Annotated in this window: 17 protein-coding genes and 1 pseudogene; 9 read left to right on the top strand and 9 right to left on the bottom strand. The window is 53.2% G+C overall.

The features are described from left to right. Nucleotides 1-2: 2 nt before the first annotated feature. The 3 genes and pseudogenes from RAL90_RS08190 to RAL90_RS08180 form a co-directional block, all read right to left on the bottom strand. A complete protein-coding gene (locus RAL90_RS08190) occupies nt 3-236 on the bottom strand; it encodes a hypothetical protein (protein WP_306254032.1) in 234 nt (77 codons plus the stop codon). A 27-nt stretch (nt 237-263) separates the two neighbouring features. Next, nucleotides 264-644, bottom strand: a pseudogene (locus tag RAL90_RS08185) (calcium-binding protein); the annotation flags it as partial. Beyond that, the gene (locus RAL90_RS08180; RefSeq protein ID WP_306254030.1) at nt 641-1,129 is read right to left on the bottom strand and encodes a calcium-binding protein; all 489 of its coding nucleotides are present in this window, start codon (nt 1,127-1,129) and stop codon (nt 641-643) included. The pseudogene RAL90_RS08185 and the gene RAL90_RS08180, both read right to left, overlap by 4 nt. 201 nt (nt 1,130-1,330) lie before the next feature. On the opposite strand from RAL90_RS08180, the gene RAL90_RS08175 reads away from it, so the two are divergent. From RAL90_RS08175 to gmk, 8 genes are all read left to right on the top strand, one after another. Beyond that, the gene (locus RAL90_RS08175) at nt 1,331-2,302 is read left to right on the top strand and encodes an acetyl-CoA carboxylase carboxyltransferase subunit alpha (protein ID WP_306254029.1); all 972 of its coding nucleotides are present in this window, start codon (nt 1,331-1,333) and stop codon (nt 2,300-2,302) included. Between the two features lie 112 nt (nt 2,303-2,414). Continuing rightward, complete coding sequence (fabD, locus tag RAL90_RS08170) at nt 2,415-3,341, top strand: ACP S-malonyltransferase (protein WP_306254028.1); 927 nt, start codon at nt 2,415-2,417, stop codon at nt 3,339-3,341. A gap of 26 nt (nt 3,342-3,367) precedes the next feature. Beyond that, nucleotides 3,368-4,105 carry a 3-oxoacyl-[acyl-carrier-protein] reductase gene (fabG, locus tag RAL90_RS08165; RefSeq protein ID WP_306254027.1) on the top strand — a complete coding sequence of 246 codons (738 nt, stop codon included), beginning with the start codon at nt 3,368-3,370 and terminating at the stop codon, nt 4,103-4,105. A 150-nt stretch (nt 4,106-4,255) separates the two neighbouring features. Further along, nucleotides 4,256-4,492, top strand: a complete 237-nt coding sequence (locus RAL90_RS08160; protein WP_306254026.1) for an acyl carrier protein — start codon at nt 4,256-4,258, stop codon at nt 4,490-4,492. 161 nt (nt 4,493-4,653) lie between these two features. Then, nucleotides 4,654-5,952, top strand: coding sequence for a beta-ketoacyl-ACP synthase II (fabF, locus tag RAL90_RS08155; RefSeq protein ID WP_306254025.1), 1,299 nt, complete (start codon nt 4,654-4,656; stop codon nt 5,950-5,952). A 19-nt stretch (nt 5,953-5,971) separates the two neighbouring features. Then, nucleotides 5,972-7,000: an endolytic transglycosylase MltG gene (mltG, locus tag RAL90_RS08150; protein ID WP_306254024.1), complete on the top strand. Its 1,029-nt coding sequence runs from the start codon at nt 5,972-5,974 to the stop codon at nt 6,998-7,000. Then, nucleotides 7,001-7,915 carry a YicC/YloC family endoribonuclease gene (locus tag RAL90_RS08145; protein WP_306254023.1) on the top strand — a complete coding sequence of 305 codons (915 nt, stop codon included), beginning with the start codon at nt 7,001-7,003 and terminating at the stop codon, nt 7,913-7,915. Then, a complete protein-coding gene (gene gmk, locus RAL90_RS08140) occupies nt 7,905-8,561 on the top strand; it encodes a guanylate kinase (protein ID WP_306254022.1) in 657 nt (218 codons plus the stop codon). Before RAL90_RS08145 ends, gmk begins: the two co-directional genes overlap by 11 nt. Here the strand turns inward: gmk and rsmA are convergent. The 6 genes from rsmA to RAL90_RS08110 form a co-directional block, all read right to left on the bottom strand. Beyond that, a complete protein-coding gene (gene rsmA, locus RAL90_RS08135) occupies nt 8,548-9,399 on the bottom strand; it encodes a 16S rRNA (adenine(1518)-N(6)/adenine(1519)-N(6))-dimethyltransferase RsmA (RefSeq protein ID WP_306254021.1) in 852 nt (283 codons plus the stop codon). The two genes, gmk and rsmA, sit on opposite strands and share 14 nt — an antisense overlap. Before the next feature lie 2 nt (nt 9,400-9,401). After that, a complete protein-coding gene (gene pdxA / locus RAL90_RS08130; protein WP_306254020.1) occupies nt 9,402-10,490 on the bottom strand; it encodes a 4-hydroxythreonine-4-phosphate dehydrogenase PdxA in 1,089 nt (362 codons plus the stop codon). A gap of 11 nt (nt 10,491-10,501) precedes the next feature. Further along, complete coding sequence (locus RAL90_RS08125; RefSeq protein ID WP_306254018.1) at nt 10,502-11,794, bottom strand: peptidylprolyl isomerase; 1,293 nt, start codon at nt 11,792-11,794, stop codon at nt 10,502-10,504. Nucleotides 11,795-11,938: 144 nt separating this feature from the next. After that, complete coding sequence (locus tag RAL90_RS08120; protein WP_306254017.1) at nt 11,939-14,383, bottom strand: LPS-assembly protein LptD; 2,445 nt, start codon at nt 14,381-14,383, stop codon at nt 11,939-11,941. Between the two features lie 4 nt (nt 14,384-14,387). Further along, nucleotides 14,388-15,485 carry an LPS export ABC transporter permease LptG gene (lptG, locus tag RAL90_RS08115; protein ID WP_306254016.1) on the bottom strand — a complete coding sequence of 366 codons (1,098 nt, stop codon included), beginning with the start codon at nt 15,483-15,485 and terminating at the stop codon, nt 14,388-14,390. Beyond that, entirely contained in the window at nt 15,482-16,615 is a 1,134-nt protein-coding gene (locus tag RAL90_RS08110) for an LptF/LptG family permease (protein ID WP_306254015.1), read from the bottom strand. Before RAL90_RS08110 ends, lptG begins: the two co-directional genes overlap by 4 nt. 161 nt (nt 16,616-16,776) lie before the next feature. Here RAL90_RS08110 and RAL90_RS08105 point away from each other — a divergent pair, with 161 nt between their 5' ends. Then, complete coding sequence (locus RAL90_RS08105) at nt 16,777-18,267, top strand: leucyl aminopeptidase (RefSeq protein WP_306254014.1); 1,491 nt, start codon at nt 16,777-16,779, stop codon at nt 18,265-18,267. The last annotated feature ends 5 nt before the right edge of the window (nt 18,268-18,272 follow it).

Here is an 18,272-nt window from a genome sequence, read left to right as displayed (position 1 = left end):
CGTCAGACAATCAGGATATCATCAATAAGCAGGTCAATTTCCCGCAGGCGTTGAATCACCAGAACGTCGTCACCAAAATCAAGAATGGTATCCCGTCCGGCGACAGACCCAAAAGTCGCTAGGACATCTGCTATCGTCAGGTCCGTATTGTTCCACAAATCACTATTGAGTTGTAGGCTGTCTGTATCGTTTTCGAAACGACTGACCGTGTCCTGGCCGGATCCTGCGGCAAACACGAACGTATCGGCACCATTTCCGCCATTCAGAAAATCATCGCCAAGGCCGCCGTTCAGAACATCGTCGCCCGCATGACCAAACAGGCTGTCATTCCCGTCTTCGCCGAAAAGCGTGTCATTGCCGCGCTGCCCGCGCAGCGCATCATCACCGGCACCGCCATTGAGTATATCATCCCCGCGACCGCCGCGTAGATCATCAATGCCATCCTCTCCGGAGAGGAGATCATTATCATTACCGCCGAAGAGCCGGTCATCGCCTGATCCGCCAATAACAATGTCGTTTCCGTCATTACCGCTGACAACGTCATTATCATCACCGCCATCAACGATATCATCACCGGCGCCGCCAATGACCCGGTCTGCGCCGGCCTTGCCGAACAGCTCGTCATTGTCATTCCCGCCATTCAGCAGATCATCGCCGCTCTCGCCGATGAGCCTGTCCTGGCCATTCCCGCCGCTCGACGATCATCACCGAGGCCGCCATTCAGCGTGTCATCACCATCCTGACCAGCAAGCCGGTCATTACCGCTTTCTCCGGAAAGAAAATCTGCGCCCAGCCCGCCATTCAATATGTCGTCGCCATCGCCGCCCAGCAGCTGGTCATTCCCATCACCGCCCGTCAGGCGATCATTGTCCGCGCCGCCATTGAGCAGGTCCTGACCGGTGCCACCATTTAGAATGTCCTCTCCGCTGCCGCCAAACAGCGAATCATCGCCGTCCTGTCCGAACAGACGGTCATTGCCGTTTGATCCAAGCAGGCGATCATTGCCGCCTTCGCCACGAATGATGTCATCACCGTCGGCACCGTTCAGAATATCGTCAAAATCCGTCCCGACGAGCGTTTCATCCTCGCTGGTACCGAAGATGAATATGCCTTGTGTATCGTCCGCCATAGCACTCCTCCATGTCGAAACAATGACATTGTAAGCACAGGCGATAATGATGGGTTAACAGGCCCGGTGATGGTTAATGGCGCGTTCCCGCGCCTGCTTGCACTTCCCGCTCTCTAGCCAGTTTTTGACAGCGGTTGGCTCACCCTTTATTTACCTGTAGGCGAAATGCTACAAAGCATTGTTATTTGAGAGGCTGTCTGCGTGCGAACATATCTTGATTTCGAAAAACCCATTGCGGAGCTTGAAGGGCGGATCAACGATCTGCGCCAGATGGATACCGCAGAAGATGTGAATGTTTCTGAAGAAATCAAGCGTCTTGAGGGACGTGCAGAGAAGCTGGTTTCTGACACCTACGCAAAACTGACCCGGTGGCAGAAAACCTCTGTTGCCCGTCATGCGGCACGTCCGCATTTTCGGGAATATGTCGCGGACCTGTTCGAGGACTTTACCCCTCTTTCGGGTGACCGGGCCTATGGCGAGGATCTGGCGATACTGGGTGGTCCGGCCCGGTTCCGGGGCAGGTCTGTGATGGTCCTCGGCCATGAAAAAGGTCATGATACGGATAGCCGCCTGAAGCATAATTTTGGCATGGCGCGCCCTGAGGGATATCGCAAGTCTATCAGGCTCATGGAAATGGCGGAGAGGTTCAACCTGCCGGTCATCACACTTGTTGATACACCAGGTGCCTATCCCGGCCTTGGCGCAGAGGAGCGCGGGCAGGCGGAAGCGATTGCGACCTGTACGGAAAAGTGCCTCGGGCTCGGTGCGCCTGTTATTTCGGTTATCGTCGGGGAGGGCGGTTCCGGCGGGGCGGTTGCGCTTGCAGGGGCAAACCGCGTGCTGATGTTTGAACATGCAGTTTATTCCGTGATTTCGCCAGAAGGCTGTGCCTCTATCCTCTGGAAAGATGCAGCCTCAAAGGGCGATAACAAAGCACCGGATGCGGCGGAAGCCATGCGTATCTCAGCACAGGATCTGCTTGAACTTAAAGTGATTGACGAGATTATTTCAGAACCGCTTGGCGGCGCGCATCGTGATCCCAAGACAGCGATTGAGCGCTTGGGCGATGCGGTCGAGCATAATATCCATGATCTCGAGAACATGAGCCCGGATGAATTGCGCCGACAGCGACGCGAGAAATTCCTCACCATAGGCCGAAACGGCCTAGCTTGATCTTTCCTGAACAGGATGCTGGCGTGAAGCTGCCAGCGTCAAGCTCTGGTGCATCCTCTTGCCTGATTGTCCGGCCAGCGATACAGCCATAGCGAAGAATGGAGGATGCGTGATGAGCACAGCATTGGTGTTCCCGGGGCAGGGAAGTCAGACAGTCGGCATGGGCAGGGACCTTGCGGAACAGTTCCCCGTCGCCAGAGCCGTTTTCGAAGAAGTCGATGCGGCGCTCTCCCAGAAACTCAGCGAAATCATGTGGTCCGGCCCTGAATCGGCATTGACCATGACCGCCAACACGCAGCCCGCGCTGATGGCGCATTCCATGGCTGCGTTCCGTGTTCTTCAGGCTGAAGCCGGCTTGTCACTGGAACAGGTTTCCTGTCTCGCGGGGCACTCTCTGGGCGAGTATTCCGCTTTGTGCGCTGCCGGGGCGATGGACCTTGCCACAACTGCACGTCTTTTGCGCATACGCGGTGATGCCATGCAGGCCGCTGTGCCTGCCGGACAGGGAGGCATGGCAGCCGTGCTCGGCCTGAGTATTGAAGAGGTCGAGCAGGCACTGACCAGTCTGAATGACTGTCAGGTCGCAAATGATAACTGTCCCGGTCAGGTGGTGATATCGGGCACCGCACAGGCGATTGAAGTAGCGTCACTGAGCCTTAAAGAGGCAGGCGCCAAACGTGTTGTCCCACTAGCAGTGTCTGCGCCCTTTCATTCCAGCCTGATGGCGCCTGCGGCTGAAAAAATGGCTACTGCCTTGGCTGACGCAAAGATCGGGGAACCGCAGGTTCCTGTTGTCGCGAATGTCACTGCGCAACCCGTGAAGGCCCCTGACGATATCCGAAAGTTACTTGTTGAACAGGTCACTGGCAGGGTGCGCTGGGTGGACTCAGTACGGTTCATGCGTGAAAATGGCACGTCCCGTTTTGTAGAAACAGGCTCAGGTAAAGTGTTGAGCGGTCTCATAAAAAAAATTGATCGCGAAGCGACGACACTATCAGTCTCGTCTCCGGATGACGTTTCTGCTTTCACAAGCCCATAATCAATCAACAACAGGGATAACGGCACATGTTCGACCTTACTGAAAAGACTGCACTGGTAACGGGCGCTTCCGGTGGTATCGGCGCCGCTGTTGCGAAGGCCTTGCACGCTCAGGGCGCCAGCGTCGCCCTTTCGGGCACGAATCTCGACAAGCTGACTGCACTGGCGTCAGAACTTGGCGAGCGGGCCTATGTCACGCCGTGTAACCTTTCTGATCTTGAGGCAGTAGATAAACTGCCCGCTCAGGCCGTTGAGGCAATGGGATCCCTTGATATCCTGGTGTCAAACGCCGGTGTTACGCGCGATCAGCTTTTCATGCGCATGAAGGAAGAGGATTGGGACACCGTGCTGAAAGTCAACCTCTCGGCATATTATCGTCTGGCAAAAGCAGCGCTGCGTAGCATGACAAAAAAACGCTTCGGCAGGATCATTGGAATCACGTCCGTGGTGGGGGTGACAGGAAACCCCGGCCAGGCCAATTATGCCGCTTCCAAGGCCGGTATGATCGGCATGTCCAAGTCACTCGCACAGGAAATAGCAACACGAGGTGTTACGGTGAATTGCGTTGCGCCCGGTTTCATAGGCACTGCCATGACAGAGGCGCTCACAGACCAGCAAAAAGAGATGATTGCACTAAAAATTCCTGCCGGCGCCATGGGAACGCCCGATGATATCGCGAGTGCTGTCGTCTATCTTGCTTCAGCTGAAGCTGGCTATATGACTGGCCAGACGCTGCATATCAACGGCGGGATGGCAATGATTTAACTGGCTCAAGACCTGATTAACTGGACAGTTGCGTTCGCTTGAAATTTGCCTTATCGCCCCCTACATGGACGGTTTCCGGATTGGGTAAGAATCAAAAAAGCCTATAACCAGGGAAAACGCCCAAAAGAGTTTACGAAAAGGAGCATGTGAATGTCTGATATCGCCGAGCGCGTAAAAAAGCTAACCGTTGAACACCTTGATGTCGATGCCGCCAAGGTAGTGCCAGAAGCCAGTTTTATTGATGACCTCGGTGCAGACAGCCTCGACATCGTCGAGCTTGTCATGGCTTTCGAAGAAGAATTTGATCTCGAAATCCCTGATGATGCAGCTGAGTCCATTCAAACTGTTCAGAACGCAATCACGTTCATTGAGCAGCACAAAGGCTAGTCGCCTGCCGAGCCTCCAGGGCTGGGGTTCAAGGCTAATCTAAAACAGACAAGCCACCGGTTTAGCCACAAGCTTCCGGTGGCTTTACTTTACAGTTGATCTTTTATTCTTCCTGCCAACCTGTGCTAGAACGATGGCAGATCAGATGAGGAGAGTTGCAGATGGCAAGACGCGCAGTCATTACAGGTCTTGGGCTCGTCACCCCTTTGGGCGCTGGTGTCAAAGGTAGGGGCATTGAAGGGGTCTGGCAGCGCCTCTTGAACGGCGACTCTGGCGCCAATCCGATTGAAAAATTTGATGTCAGTGATCTGCCCTGCAAAATTGCAGCGGAAGTTCCGCACAGTGACGGGCGTGCCGGTGGTGCAGCCGCAGGCGCATTAGCCTTCAATGCAGATGAGTGGGTTTCGCCCAAAGAGCAGCGTCGCCTGGATAATTTTATCGTCTACGGTCTCGCTGCTTCTGACATGGCTATCGAAGATGCGGGCATCACGGATCTGAGCGAAGCAGAAAAAGAGCGCGCAGGTGTCATGATTGGTTCCGGCATTGGCGGCCTGGAATCAATCGAGAAGACCACCATTGAGCTATATGAAAAAGGTCCGCGCAAAGTCTCGCCTTTCTTTATCCCGAGCGCCCTCATCAATCTCGTATCCGGCAATGTGTCGATCAAATATGGCCTTAAAGGGCCAAACCATTCCGCTGTGACAGCTTGCGCAACAGGCGTTCACGCTATTGGCGATGCAGCACGTCTCATCATGTATGGCGATGCGGACATCATGCTGGCGGGCGGTGCCGAAGCATCAGTCTGCCGTCTTGGTATATCCGGTTTTGCGGCCTGCAAGGCCCTGACGACAGGCTTCAACGAGACACCAGAAAAAGCCTCCCGGCCTTATGACAGCGATCGGGACGGTTTTCTGATGGGGGAGGGATCGGGCGTCGTGGTCATAGAAGAGTATGAGCGTGCAGTGGCCCGAGGTGCAAAAATTTATGGCGAGATTGTTGGCTACGGTATGTCTGGCGACGCTTACCACATTACGGCACCGGCTGAAGATGGTGATGGTGGTTACAGAGCAATGAGCGCAGCACTTAAGGCTGCGGGGATGACGCCAGACCAGATCGATTACATCAACGCGCATGGCACCTCGACACCAAAGGGTGACGAGATAGAACTGCGTGCTGTGGAGAGATTATTTGCCGGGGCCACGGACAACCTGGTCATGTCTTCGACCAAGTCATCGACCGGTCATTTGTTGGGCGCGGCAGGTGCCATTGAAGCGATCTTTTCCATCCTTGCCATGCGTGACAATGTCGCCCCGCCAACAATCAATCTCGACAATCCGTCTGTAGAGACAAAAATAAATCTGGCGGCAAACCGGAAAGTCGAAAAAAATATTTCTGCGGTGCTGTCAAATTCGTTCGGTTTTGGCGGGACGAATGCATCCATCATCATTCGTGAAGTCTGAACACGGGGAGCACAAGGTCATGGGGACTAGAGCGGGTATAAGAAATGCGCAGCATGGTGGGGTCATCAAGTCACTGCTCTTTTTTTTCCTGTTTTTGATTTTCATTGGCGGCGTTGTGGCTGCTGGTGCGGCCTATAAAATCCATGAAAAAATCACCCAGCCCGGACCGCTGGCAGAAGAAAAAATAATCTGGGTCAAGTCCGGTATGGGTGTGAACCGCATTGCGGACCTTTTGGTGAGTGAACAGGCGATAGAGTCGGATATTGCCTTCAAGATTGCTGTCAGGCTTCGGAAGGTCCAGTCCAGTCTTCAGGCCGGGGAATATCTGATCCCGGCTGGCGCCAGTATCGAAGAGATCATCGTTATTTTATCGGAAGGCAGCCCGTATTTGCGCCGCATTACCTTTCCCGAGGGCATTACCACGCAACAGGCTCTGCGCGTCCTGGAAAGCAACGATAAATTGAGCGGAGAGCTAACCCTGTCGCCCTATGAGGGAGCTTTATTGCCCGAGACATATGCTTTCGTCAGGGGGGATGAGCGTGATGAGATTGTCAGGCGGATGCAGACTGCACAACAGGATCTGCTTGATACCCTGTGGCAGGAAAGAGCTGCAGATCTCCCAATAGAGACTAAAGAGCAGGCTGTTATTCTCGCCTCGATTGTCGAGAAAGAGACCGGTGTTGACGGTGAACGTGGCAAAGTTGCCTCCGTATTTGTCAATCGTTTGCGCAGAGGCATGCGCCTGGAGTCTGACCCCACTGTCATCTATGGCATTACGGCTGGCGAGCCTCTGGGGCGCGGTTTGAGAGTGAGCGAACTACGCGGCGAGACGCCTTACAACACCTATGTCATTCGGGGCCTGCCGCCGACTCCAATCGCCAATCCGGGCGAAGATGCAATAGCAGCAGTCCTCAATCCAACAGACACAGATTACATATTTTTTGTGGCAGACGGGACTGGCGGCCACGCGTTTTCAAAAACGCTGGCTGAGCACAATGCCAATGTGCGCAAGTGGCGACAAATCGAGCGTGAAAGAAACAGCAACTAAATGTCTGTGATTGAACGACCCAACATACAGAGCATGACCGGCTTTTCCCGGACGATGGGAGAAGTTGAGGTTTATGAAAAATCTTTCTCGTTTGTCTGGGAACTCAGAAGCCTCAATAACAAGGGTCTGGATATCAGGTGTCGCCTGCCATCATGGTTGGAAAATCTGGAACACAATGTTCGATCAGAGATTAAGGCAAGCCTCTCAAGAGGTTCGATCACAGCCAATCTCTCTCTCAAGTCGGATGCCAGCGAGCAGCAGTTGGTCGTTGATCCCGATGGCCTGGAGCAGGCGCTGAAAGCAGCAGCATTGGTACAGGAAAAAATTCCCGGTTCGGCACCTGCCACCGTTGACGGTATCCTTGCCATGCGCGGTGTTCTGTCCGTGAAAGAATTCGAACTGCCGGAGAAAGAACGCGATGATCTGACGCGCAGTCTCTTGCAATCGTTTGGTGAGGCCCTGAATGCATTGACACAAGCCCGGTTCTCGGAAGGACGGGCAATTCAGGATGTGCTTGAAAGACAGCTTGAAGAGATTGCCGGGCTTCTTAAAAAAGCTGATGCTTGCGCTGATGCTGCGATCAAAACCCTGCAGACCAGATTAAATGAACAGGTCACGTCATTGCTGGGTGAGGCAATACCAAATGAGCGCATTGCGCAGGAAGTAACCCTGCTGGCCGTAAAAGCTGACATCAGGGAAGAACTCGACAGGTTAGAGGCGCACATCCAGTCCGCGCGTTCCTTGTTGCAGGACGACACCGCTGTAGGGCGCCGATTGGACTTCCTGATTCAGGAGTTTAACCGTGAAGCGAACACTTTGTGCTCAAAAGCCCATGATCTTGATCTTAAAAATATCGGTTTGAGCATGAAAGCCACAATCGACCAGATGCGTGAACAGGTACAGAATGTCGAATGACACGCCCTTTGTGACGGTAGATAAGATCAGGCGACGTGGGCTTTTGTTCGTCGTATCAAGCCCGTCTGGTGCCGGTAAGACGACACTTTGTAATCGCCTTCTGAAAACCGACCCCGACCTTACTCTCTCTGTATCTGCGACAACCAGACCCATGCGACCAAGTGAGAAAGATGGCCAGGATTACCATTTTGTTTCTGAGCAGACTTTTTTCGATATGCAGCAGCAAGGTCAGTTTCTCGAGTCCGCCAAGGTGTTCGGCAACTATTATGGTACGCCTCGCGCACCGGTTGAAGAGGCTTTGGCAAAAGGTCAGGATATTCTGTTTGATATTGACTGGCAGGGCGCGCAGCAGCTTGGTGAGACAGTCCCAACCGACCTCGTCAAGGTTTTCATTTTGCCGCCGTCACGTGATGAGCTTGAGCGGAGACTGAAAAGCCGTGCTCAGGATACAGATGATGTGGTGGCCATGCGAATGGCCAAGGCGGAAAGTGAAATATCGCACTGGGCAGAATATGACTATGCTGTTGTCAATTACGACATTGATGAAGCAGAGCAGCTTATGCGCTGCATTCTGGTAGCTGAACGATTGAAGCGTACGCGCCAGACCGGCCTGAGCGATGCAGTAAACAAGATCATTGCGCCGTGAAATATTCACTTAGCCGCGTTAGCTGCTGATAGTCCGTCACGGAAACCTGTTCAGCTCTCTGGGTCGGGCCAATATGCGCCGTCTCCAATGCCAGTTCTGTGTTATCTCCGAAGATAGCCTTGAGTGATGTGCGGAGCATTTTTCTCCTCTGCGAGAAGGCCGCAGCCGTAATCCGCTCAAGCACAGAAAGGTCGCATTCAAGCTCTTCCAGGGGGAAAAAAACCAGTACCGTTGAGTCTACTTTCGGCGGTGGCGTAAATGCCCGCGCCGGCAAGTCAAAACCTTTGGTTACGTCACAGACTGTTTGGCTGATAATTGAAAGCCGGCCATATGTCTTGTTCCCTGGAGCGGCGATAATCCTGTCTGCCACCTCCTTCTGGAACATCAACGCCATGCCGCGCCACCATCGCGGTGATGCTTTCAGCCACTTGATGAGCAGTTCTGTTGAAATGTTGTACGGCAGATTCGAAACGAGCCATGCCAGAGACTGGCCTGCGCCCATGCTGGTCAAACTCCGTTCGTCAATGCCAAGAGCATCTGCTTCCGTGATCGACAGATTTTCACCGTAATGTTGCTGGAGATCAGTCAGTGCTTCAATGCAGCGCCTGTCGCGTTCTACCACAGTCAGGCAGGCGCCAGCTTCCAGGAGCGCGCGCGTTAAGCCACCGGGGCCCGGACCAATCTCTATCGCGGTATCCCCGGGTTGAAGCGGCAACTGGCGTACAATTTTCCGTGTAATGTTCAAATCGAGCAGGAAATGCTGCCCCAGTGATTTCTTTGCGTTGAGCCCATAAGTATCTATCACGTCCCGTAACGGGGGAAGGGCAGGCGCGCTCATACTCAATTTTTCCCTGAGCGGGCGTTGTCAAATGCAGTTCGATTGTAATGGGTATAATAGGCGAGCTTGATGGCCTCGATGAGGCTTTGTGGGTTTGCGAGGCCTTTGCCGGCAATGTTGAGACCTGTTCCATGATCAGGTGACGTTCTGACGATGGGTAAGCCAAGGGTCACATTAACGGCGCCAAAAAAGTCTATCGTCTTGATCGGGATGAGTCCCTGGTCGTGATACATGGTAATTGCGGCATGATATTGCGCTCTTGCCTGTTCGTGAAACATTGTGTCTGCGGGCAGGGGCCCTGCCGCTTTCACGCCTGCTGCTTTCAGGGCTGTAATGGCTGGCAGAATAATTTCCTGTTCCTGTGAGCCGATGGTCCCGCCTTCTCCGGCATGTGGATTGACACCGGCAATGGCAAGGACGGGGTCTGCTACGGCAAAATCGCGCACCAACGACTCGGCAACAACTCTGCACACAGAAACGATTTTTTCTGTTGATAAGGCTGCGGCAACTTCTTCCAGAGGAATATGTATCGTTACGGGGGCTACCTTCAAACTTTGCCCGGCGAGCATCATGACCGGGCCGCGCGCCAGACCTGTTGGAATTTCAGTGTTTTCTGTCAGTGCACCCAGAAATTCCGTATGCCCGGCAAAGCCAAACCCTGACCTCGTGAGCATCTCTTTTTGTATCGGGTTCGTGACAATACCGGCAATGTCGCCCTTCAGGGCTAATTTTACGGCCTCCTCAATCGAGGCGATTACGCTACCGGCAGTCTCAGCTGACGGTACGCCGGGCGCAAAATCAGCAGGTTTACCTGTAACACCCTGTAGGGGCAGGACGGGTAAGCCTGTCGGGAATGCACTGATTGCCTCATGCGGTGCTGAAACCGTCACAACCGGGACATCAATCCCGAGTGCGCGCCGTGCCAGGGACACCCGTGCCGGGTCATCTACCAGAAAGAAGGGGATCCCTGACTCTGGTGCAAGGTCACGATAGAAACGATATGCCTTGAGCGTTATCTCCGTTCCGATCCCCGCAGGCTCTCCCATTGTGACCGCAACGGGCAGCGTGTTTTTGACGGACGGATTTGGCAACGATCAGAAACTTATGAATTGTCGTCTGTGGGTTCTGTCTGGCTGGTCAGGCGCATATCGACAGCTGAGTCACGCTTCAGGTCACGCAGATATCGGCGCGAAATCAACTCCAGCTGATCTGCAAAAAGCTTGTCCTCAATCGCTTCACGTGGCGGCAGGCCCAAGCCTTCGTCTTTCGCACATAACAGCAAGGCATGGTATCCGTTGGCTGTTGTGATAACGTCACTAACCTCACCTCTTTCAAGAGCGCCGACTGGCGCACGGAAAGGAAGTTCCATCGCATCTTCGGGCACATTGGATAGAAGTGTCACGCCAATATCAGACCCCAGGTCGATGCTGAGTTCGCCAGTACCGGCACAGACATTCGTCTGGTTCAGTTTAGCAAAGGCTTCGCGTGCGGTCTGTTCGCCAACATATAATGGCGCTCCCGCATAAGCGACTTCGTAGGTTTTCGTGCCGGCAACCTTTGGCTCGCGTTTGGAGCGCACCGCCATAATGTGCATCATACCATCATGCGGTGTTGGAATAGAAACACTGCCTTCATTGAGTTTTTCGACAACGGTTGCCAGCTCAGGCTCCATTTCTGCTAGGCTGGTCCAGCCTCGGTCACCACCATTTGCGGCTGATGTGCAATATGAGAACTGCCTCGCCAAGGCGTCAAAGGGCACGCCGTTGCGCATCTGCTCAATCATCTGCATGCCGGCATTGTAGATTTCCTGAGAACTGTCGTTGTCTTCAATTGGCAGGCAAATCTCTGAAATAAGATATTGTTCCTTACTCGTGTCTGCCATCAGGCGGTCCATGACTTCGTCAACTTCCTCGTCACTCACGCGCACTCTGTCGCGGTAGCGGGCAGCAACAAGACGCTGCCAGACAAGGCGAGAGCGCAACTGATCGCGCAGCGTAGAAGGGGCAATTTGTTGAGAGAGCAGCTGTTGCTCCAACTGAGGGATTGTGGCGCCAACCGAAGCGGCGATCCGCCCGAATTCTTCTTCAACCTGTTCAGGGCTGATCTGAAATTCCAGACGACCAGCTTCCTGCAGCTTCACTTTCTCATCCACAAGGTCTTGCAAGGCACGTTTTTGCAGTTGCGGATATGCCGACTCCGGTATCCGACCACCGGATGTGAGCAGCATGAGGCGCATGCGCTGCGACACGTCAAATGTCGAGATCATCTCATCATTGACAGTGGCAGCGACGGCCTCCGTGGCCTGTACTTCCTGTGCCTGCGCGGAGGTCGCACAGATTAAAGCCAACAGACCTGTAGCGGCAGAAGACAGAATGGACTTTGGAGCAAACACCATATTTGAGCGTACCTTGTCATTTCAGATTGTTCTGGAAAATACCGCATTAAGCATGATGTGCAAGCAGATGCAGCGTGAAAAAGCCGTAAATCTCAAATTGGCACGGTTGAGCAAAATGGGGAGTTTTCCAGCTAACCAACTGAATTAATTACCAAAACCTGTTAGTTCGAGATTGATTGTCAATGAGTCGCCAAATTCCAACCCACCTGCATTGGTATTATCGATGCGATAAGCGAGTAGCAGCCTGCTACATTCGTCGCGATATCCGAGAGAAATAACCTGCTGGGTCACGTTCCCTCTTGATATATTATTGCGTTGGCGCGCGCCAACCGTCCAGTTGTCGGTGAGATTGTAAGATACTCCGCTGACGAGAAACTCGTTATTTTTCTCTGTTTCGTCAACTTCAATTGTTTCAACTTTGACATAAGAGAGATTGGTTGCAAAGCGGCCAAATCGGCCAGTGAAATTGCTCTCGGCGCGCCGCAGACTGGCATCGTCCTTGTCGAACCTGAATCTGTTATCAAAGTTGAACAGACCACGCTTACTTAAACGGAACGAGCCGACAATATCCGATTCGGTCGCGCCGAGGCCTGGCGTCAGCCCATAGGCTTCATATATGGTTGTTTCCTGATCCCTGAACTGTTGGCCAATCGCGCCCTTCATCGAGAGACCATTGTCGAACACAGCGGAGGCGTTCAGGCCAATATTGGCTCTGTTACCATTCTCCCAAAGGTCGTACCCAGATGACTTGTTCCAATCGAAGAGGCTTGTTGTATCGAACTGGAAGAACTGGGAGTCCTCATTGACGATTTCAGGCAGCAGAAATCGGTCACCATCTATATCGAAGCGTTCACTGTTGAAGTCTTCATCGGTCGCCGTAATCAGTTGAATTTTTGGTTCGATGATAATGGTCGAATTCTCGTTGCGTCGAACCAGAGGATAAGACCATTCAAGTCCAGCCGTTGGCAGAAGTCTGCTTTTGGATGTAGACTCTTCCTGCCCCTGACCGGGGAATGTTTCAAGACAAGCTTCAAAATCAGTTTGCCCGGTTGCAGTATTTCTTGAATCGAAATCGTTACAGAGCTCGCTGCCTCTATCCAATCGGCTGTAACTATAGGCGTCGCCACGCAACTCCGCATACAGTTTGAAACGATGACCGCCACTGGAGGTGAATATCCTGTCCCACTGAGTCGCCATGGTTATACGCTGGCTTGAGACACCATCATTGCGCGCCAAGGCGACAAAGCTGGCATTGAAATTCGTCTGCCCACCAATTAACGGAGTGCCAAAAATATTTGCATTATACTGGATGCGGGGGAGGGCATGACCCACATTATCATTGTCTTCTGTTATCCGTAAGGACTCGAAACCGAGGAACTCGGCTGAGAAGAGTGTATTCTCCGTGCGCCGTTTCAGATAGACATTGTTGGTGAGTCGATCAGGGCGAAACACCCCACGCGCGCTGCGCAAATCGCCACGCGGCAGAACATCATATGTGAGAATGTAAAACTTGTCGGAGACATAATTCGCGTCAAATCCAGCACGCCATTCCCCAGGTAACCTGTACTCTGCTTCACCAAAGAAATGGAATCGCGTGCCCGGGACCGAACGACCATCTGGGTTCTGATCGCCAATTGAGTTCGCGCGTTCGAGTATTTCCTTTTCACGTGTGTCGATTATGCCGCCTTGCAGGACAGCTTCGCCACGCGCTGCCTTGGCACGGTATTCGCCTATATAAAGTACGCCCTGGCGCTCCATAACCTTGGTTGAAACGGTCGCGTCCTGGGAGTCGGAGATGGCAATATAATACGGCGTTTCAAGGTAAAAACCCTGTTGTGTTGTTGTGCCAAAATCCGGTGTCAGAAAGCCGGACTGTCTTTCCACGGAAGGTTCGGGAATTTGCATATAGGGCAGATAAAGTGCCGGGACACCAAGCACTTCGAGCCGTGCGTCCCTGAAACGAATGACTTCATCTTCCTTATCCTGCGTAACCCTGAGAGCCTTGACCTGCCATGTCGGTCGTTTTTCATTACCGCTTTCGGAACAGACCTCGCAGGAAGTATAAACAGCGCGGGAGAGTTCATTTTTCTCGTCACCGGTCTTGATGACCGTGTTGCCAGCCAGCTTGGAGTTGTTTTCCAGCATGGCGGAAAAATTGGTCGCTATCCCATCTGCTAGGTCACCGGTCAGTTCTACTTCATCGGCAAAATATGTGAGCCCATCCGTGTCCGTGATGGAAACATTACCAGCGGCGATAACAATGTCTGTGGCAGGATTGTAGATAACCTTGTCAGAAGTCAGGAATTGCTCCCCAAAATAGGCCTTTACATTCCCTTCTGCGATGATCGGACTTTCGGTACTCGATCGATTTACGACATCAGCCTCGAATAGAACAATCTCGTCGCGATTGGGGGCCAGTTGGGCATAGGCAATAGCTGACGCCGCCGTAACTGTCGCTGCGGCTACAGCAACAAGTTTACGCGGGAGCGGCTTCAAAAAGGCACAACGCAAGACCATACCTGTCAGGTAGAGTGACTCGCGCAAAACCTGGTGCGTAAATGAATGTGATTTTCGAAAAATCTGAGCCACCGGCCTATCCGTCTTCCGTGTAAAGGAGCATCGTAAGGGACAACAACACAGCGATGGCCGCTGGTGCCCAGGCCGCAAGCCAGACCGGGGCGACCTGTGCTTCGGCAGTTGCATTGGATAGCTCCGAGGTAATGAAAAGCAGAAAGCCTGCGGCGATCCCGGACAGGATAAGCGGCAGGGTTCCACCGCTTCGCAGAGGCCGCATGGAGAAGAGGGCTGCAATAAGTACCATTGCTACCAGCTTCACGGGTAGTGAAATGAGGTCATGATATCGGAGTTGATAGGCAACAACAGGCAGTCCTGCGTCTTCGATGACCTGCATGAAGTCCCTGAGTGTCCAGATTGACAGGCTGTCGGGCTTTGCAATGTCTTCTCGCAAATCTTCCAGATTGAAGGCCGAGGGTATTTTCTCGGACGCGACGAGAACAGGTGTGGTGTCACCTGGTCGACTGCGATAGGCGTCTGTCAGGACGAATTCCTTGTTTTCGAGCAATACTTTTTCAGCATCCCATCGCTCGATGAAAACCCCTTGCAGATCTCGCCTCCAGATAGAGACATCTGAAAGAGTGCGATTGGCGAGGTCATAACTCCCGGCGTGAAGAATAAGCGCAAGGTCATCGCTACGCTGCCTGACCCAGATATCCCCTTCCACGGTTGTCAGCAGTTGTGTGCTCTTGCCGCGGATGCTGTTTTTCTCAGCATCAGCTTGTGCTGACATTCTGGAAGCCAGAGGGTCCAGAAGCGTCAATACGATCACTCCAAGGCAGAAAGACAAAACGGCTACCGGGCTGATGATGGCCCATACCGACATACCGGCGGAGCGCATCACCGCAATCTCTGAGCGCCTGTTGAGCTGATAAAATGCCCACATGGCCCCAAACAGAAAAATGAATGGCGTCAGGGTCAGGGCCAGTTTCGGCGCTCTCAGGAGGGTAAGTTTCAGGGCGAAATCAAAACCGGCAGCCTCAATTTTTTCGACTTCCCGAAGGCTTTCGATTAGATCGATAAGCAGGATAAGCCCGGAAAGGATAAGGAACAGACCGACGATGCCGATCACCGCCTGCGTCGTAAGATAACGGTACATGGTCAGCGGCAGGGTCATGTCCCCCCCATCGCATGGACGCTGTTTTTATGGTGCCTCAGTCCCAGGCGTGGTTTGCCGATCAAAAGCCCCAGACAGGCACCAATGCCCAGAAATGGCGACAGATATTGCAGAATGTTGAGGCTTGCAGTGGCTGCTGCTGCATTTTGCAGGGCAAAACCTGTTACCCGGAAGAACAGGACCGCAGCAATAGCGATCAGAATACGGCGCCCATAGCCGAAGCGGTTGAAACCGCCTTTGAGGAGGGCGACCATGGCAATGAGAGCGAATAACAGATTATAAAACGGTGTGGCCAGTCTCGCATGACCTTCAGCGACAAGCACACCAGCCTGTTCCCGGTCATAGGCTTTGCTCATGTCCGGTGTGAGAAGCTCTGAGATGTATCGCTCCGTCTCCTCAAGATACGCTAGCTCAGCCGGCTTCTGGTACGGTCGCAGATCGACGGCTGTCTCATCAAATTTTACAATGTTCACGCCATTTACGTCAGCGGCTTCTCGCTGGATTGTGCCGCGTGCCAGATGAAGGCGCGGGCCTGTCTCGGTGTCACGATAGAGACCACTTTCGGCCATATAGGTGACAGGCTCATCGGCTTTGCGCCGGTCATGGATCAGAATGCCAAGATACTGGTTACCGGGCCTGACTTCTTCAGCATAAATCATCAGGCCGGAACTCACAGTCGTAAAGACACCGCTTTGCACCAGAGAATGTGCAATGTCGGTGCGTACCTCATAAACTGTTTGCTTCAGTTGCCGATAGCTTTTGGGCATCAGATCCAGATTCAGATAAAAGGTCAGGACAGTGCCTGCCAGCGCCAGCAAAAGGAGCGGTCTTGCGACCCTGAGTGTGCTTGCGCCGGTTGCCGACATGACTGGCAATTCGCTGTCTGTTTTGAGTCTGTTCAATGTGTAGATCGTTGCTGCAAATACGGTAAACGGCGTAATCACCGAGAGCAGATTGGGGATGATCAATATTGAGACGCGGGCAAAAGCGACGAAGCTGCCCCCATCTTCCACCATGATTTCTGATTTCTGTAATATCTGTGTCAGCCATACGATAGCTGTTACGCAGGCGGTCATGATGACGAGCGGCTTCAGACTCTGCGCGAAAATATATCTGTCCAGCTGGTTCACACAAACCTCTATACTTATCTGACGCAGAATGTCATGTCCCACACCCAGACTAGACCGCTGTTTGGCCTAACACAATCGGCGTTGTGCGCAAACAAATCGAACTGGCGTCTGAATGAAATTCAGGTAATTGCCTGACAAAATACGACAATGGAGAGAGCCTCATGATCACATTCTCAAAATCCTCACTGCCCAAGTCCGGCGCTGTTATCGTGCCGGTATATGCAAACGAGGATCGCAGCTCAGCTTTTACCGAACTGAATGACCAGACGGGCGGCGCTTTGATGCGCGCCGAAAAAGCCGCAGATTTTTCCGGCAAAGCTGGTCAGCAGGTCGAAGTGACCGGGCCGGATGGGATCAGCAATAGCGCCATTTTGTTGATCGGAGCCGGGAACAGAAAAGACATGACTTTGCTTGAAGCCCAAAACCTGGGGGGCAAGGCTGTGGCGCGGTATTTCCGCAGCGCTGAAAAGAGCCTGGTTTTTGCCCTTGACGGGTTCGACAACGATGCTGTGGATGCGAGCGACCTTCACGCTGCTGTGGCGTATGGAGCCCGCCTGCGTGCCTATTCTTTTGATGCCTACAGGACGACAGCAGAGAAATCAGAGCTGCCCAGCCTAACCAAAGTCACCGTCAGTTCTCCCGAGGCCACGGATGCCAAGAAAGCATATGCCGGACTTGATAAGGTTGCAGATGGCGTTTTCTGTGCGCGTGATCTGGTGTCGGAACCAGCAAATATCCTGCACCCGGAAACGTATGCAGCACGCTGTCAGGACCTGGAGTCTCTGGGACTTGAAGTGAGTGTGCTTGGCGAGAAGGAAATGAAAAAGCTTGGCATGGGCTCTCTGCTTGGCGTGGGTCAGGGCTCTGTTCGCGAAAGCAAGCTCGTTGTGATGAAATGGATGGGCGGCAAGAAAGGCCAGAAGCCGGTCTGCTTCGTCGGCAAGGGCGTTACCTTTGACACTGGTGGTATTTCTCTCAAGCCGCCTGTCGGCATGTGGGACATGAAATGGGACATGGGTGGTTCTGCTGCAGTCACTGGTGCGATGGTGGCGCTGGCAGGCAGGAAAGCGAAGGCCAATGTCATCGGCATTATCGGACTGGTAGAGAACATGCCGGATGGCAATGCCCAGCGTCCGGGTGATGTTGTCACGTCAATGTCCGGCCAGACAATCGAGGTGCTGAATACTGATGCCGAAGGTCGTCTGGTGCTGGCTGATGCGCTCACATATACACAGGAAAAGTTCAAGCCAGCGGCTATAGTTGATCTGGCGACCCTGACAGGAGCCATCATCATTTCTCTGGCACATGAATATGGTGGATGTTTCTCGCCCGATGATGAGCTTGTTACGGCACTGACTGATGCTGGCACTGCCACAGGGGAAGAGTTATGGCGGATGCCGCTTGGCAAAGCCCATGATGACATGATCAAGTCCGACATTGCGGATATGAAGAATATCGGCGGCCGGGAAGGTGGTTCCTCCAGTGCGGCGGCATTCCTCAAGCGGTTTGTCAGTGATGACATACCCTGGGCACATCTGGATATTGCCGGTATGGCTTGGCAGACCAAGGACAAGCCGACCTGCCCTAAAGGAGGTGCTGGTTATGGTGTGCGCCTGCTGGATGAATTCATCCGGGCCAATTACGAAAGCTGAGGCCT

Source organism: Parvularcula sp. IMCC14364, from assembly GCF_030758415.1.
GTDB lineage: Bacteria > Pseudomonadota > Alphaproteobacteria > Caulobacterales > Parvularculaceae > Aquisalinus.
The sequence above is the reverse complement of the archived record's forward strand: the minus strand, read 5'-3'. Positions and strand labels throughout refer to the sequence as shown.

Excerpts from the sequence above, each read along its gene's own strand:
- rsmA (WP_306254021.1), bottom strand. The coding sequence starts at position 9,399 with ATGAGCGCGCCTGCCCTTCCCCCGTTACGGGACGTGATAGATACTTAT.
- fabG (WP_306254027.1), top strand. The coding sequence starts at position 3,368 with ATGTTCGACCTTACTGAAAAGACTGCACTGGTAACGGGCGCTTCCGGT.
- RAL90_RS08180 (WP_306254030.1), bottom strand. The coding sequence starts at position 1,129 with ATGGCGGACGATACACAAGGCATATTCATCTTCGGTACCAGCGAGGAT.
- fabF (WP_306254025.1), top strand. The coding sequence starts at position 4,654 with ATGGCAAGACGCGCAGTCATTACAGGTCTTGGGCTCGTCACCCCTTTG.
- RAL90_RS08125 (WP_306254018.1), bottom strand. The coding sequence starts at position 11,794 with ATGGTGTTTGCTCCAAAGTCCATTCTGTCTTCTGCCGCTACAGGTCTG.
- RAL90_RS08145 (WP_306254023.1), top strand. The coding sequence starts at position 7,001 with ATGTCTGTGATTGAACGACCCAACATACAGAGCATGACCGGCTTTTCC.
- mltG (WP_306254024.1), top strand. The coding sequence starts at position 5,972 with ATGGGGACTAGAGCGGGTATAAGAAATGCGCAGCATGGTGGGGTCATC.
- fabD (WP_306254028.1), top strand. The coding sequence starts at position 2,415 with ATGAGCACAGCATTGGTGTTCCCGGGGCAGGGAAGTCAGACAGTCGGC.
- RAL90_RS08105 (WP_306254014.1), top strand. The coding sequence starts at position 16,777 with ATGATCACATTCTCAAAATCCTCACTGCCCAAGTCCGGCGCTGTTATC.
- lptG (WP_306254016.1), bottom strand. The coding sequence starts at position 15,485 with ATGACCCTGCCGCTGACCATGTACCGTTATCTTACGACGCAGGCGGTG.
- gmk (WP_306254022.1), top strand. The coding sequence starts at position 7,905 with ATGTCGAATGACACGCCCTTTGTGACGGTAGATAAGATCAGGCGACGT.
- RAL90_RS08160 (WP_306254026.1), top strand. The coding sequence starts at position 4,256 with ATGTCTGATATCGCCGAGCGCGTAAAAAAGCTAACCGTTGAACACCTT.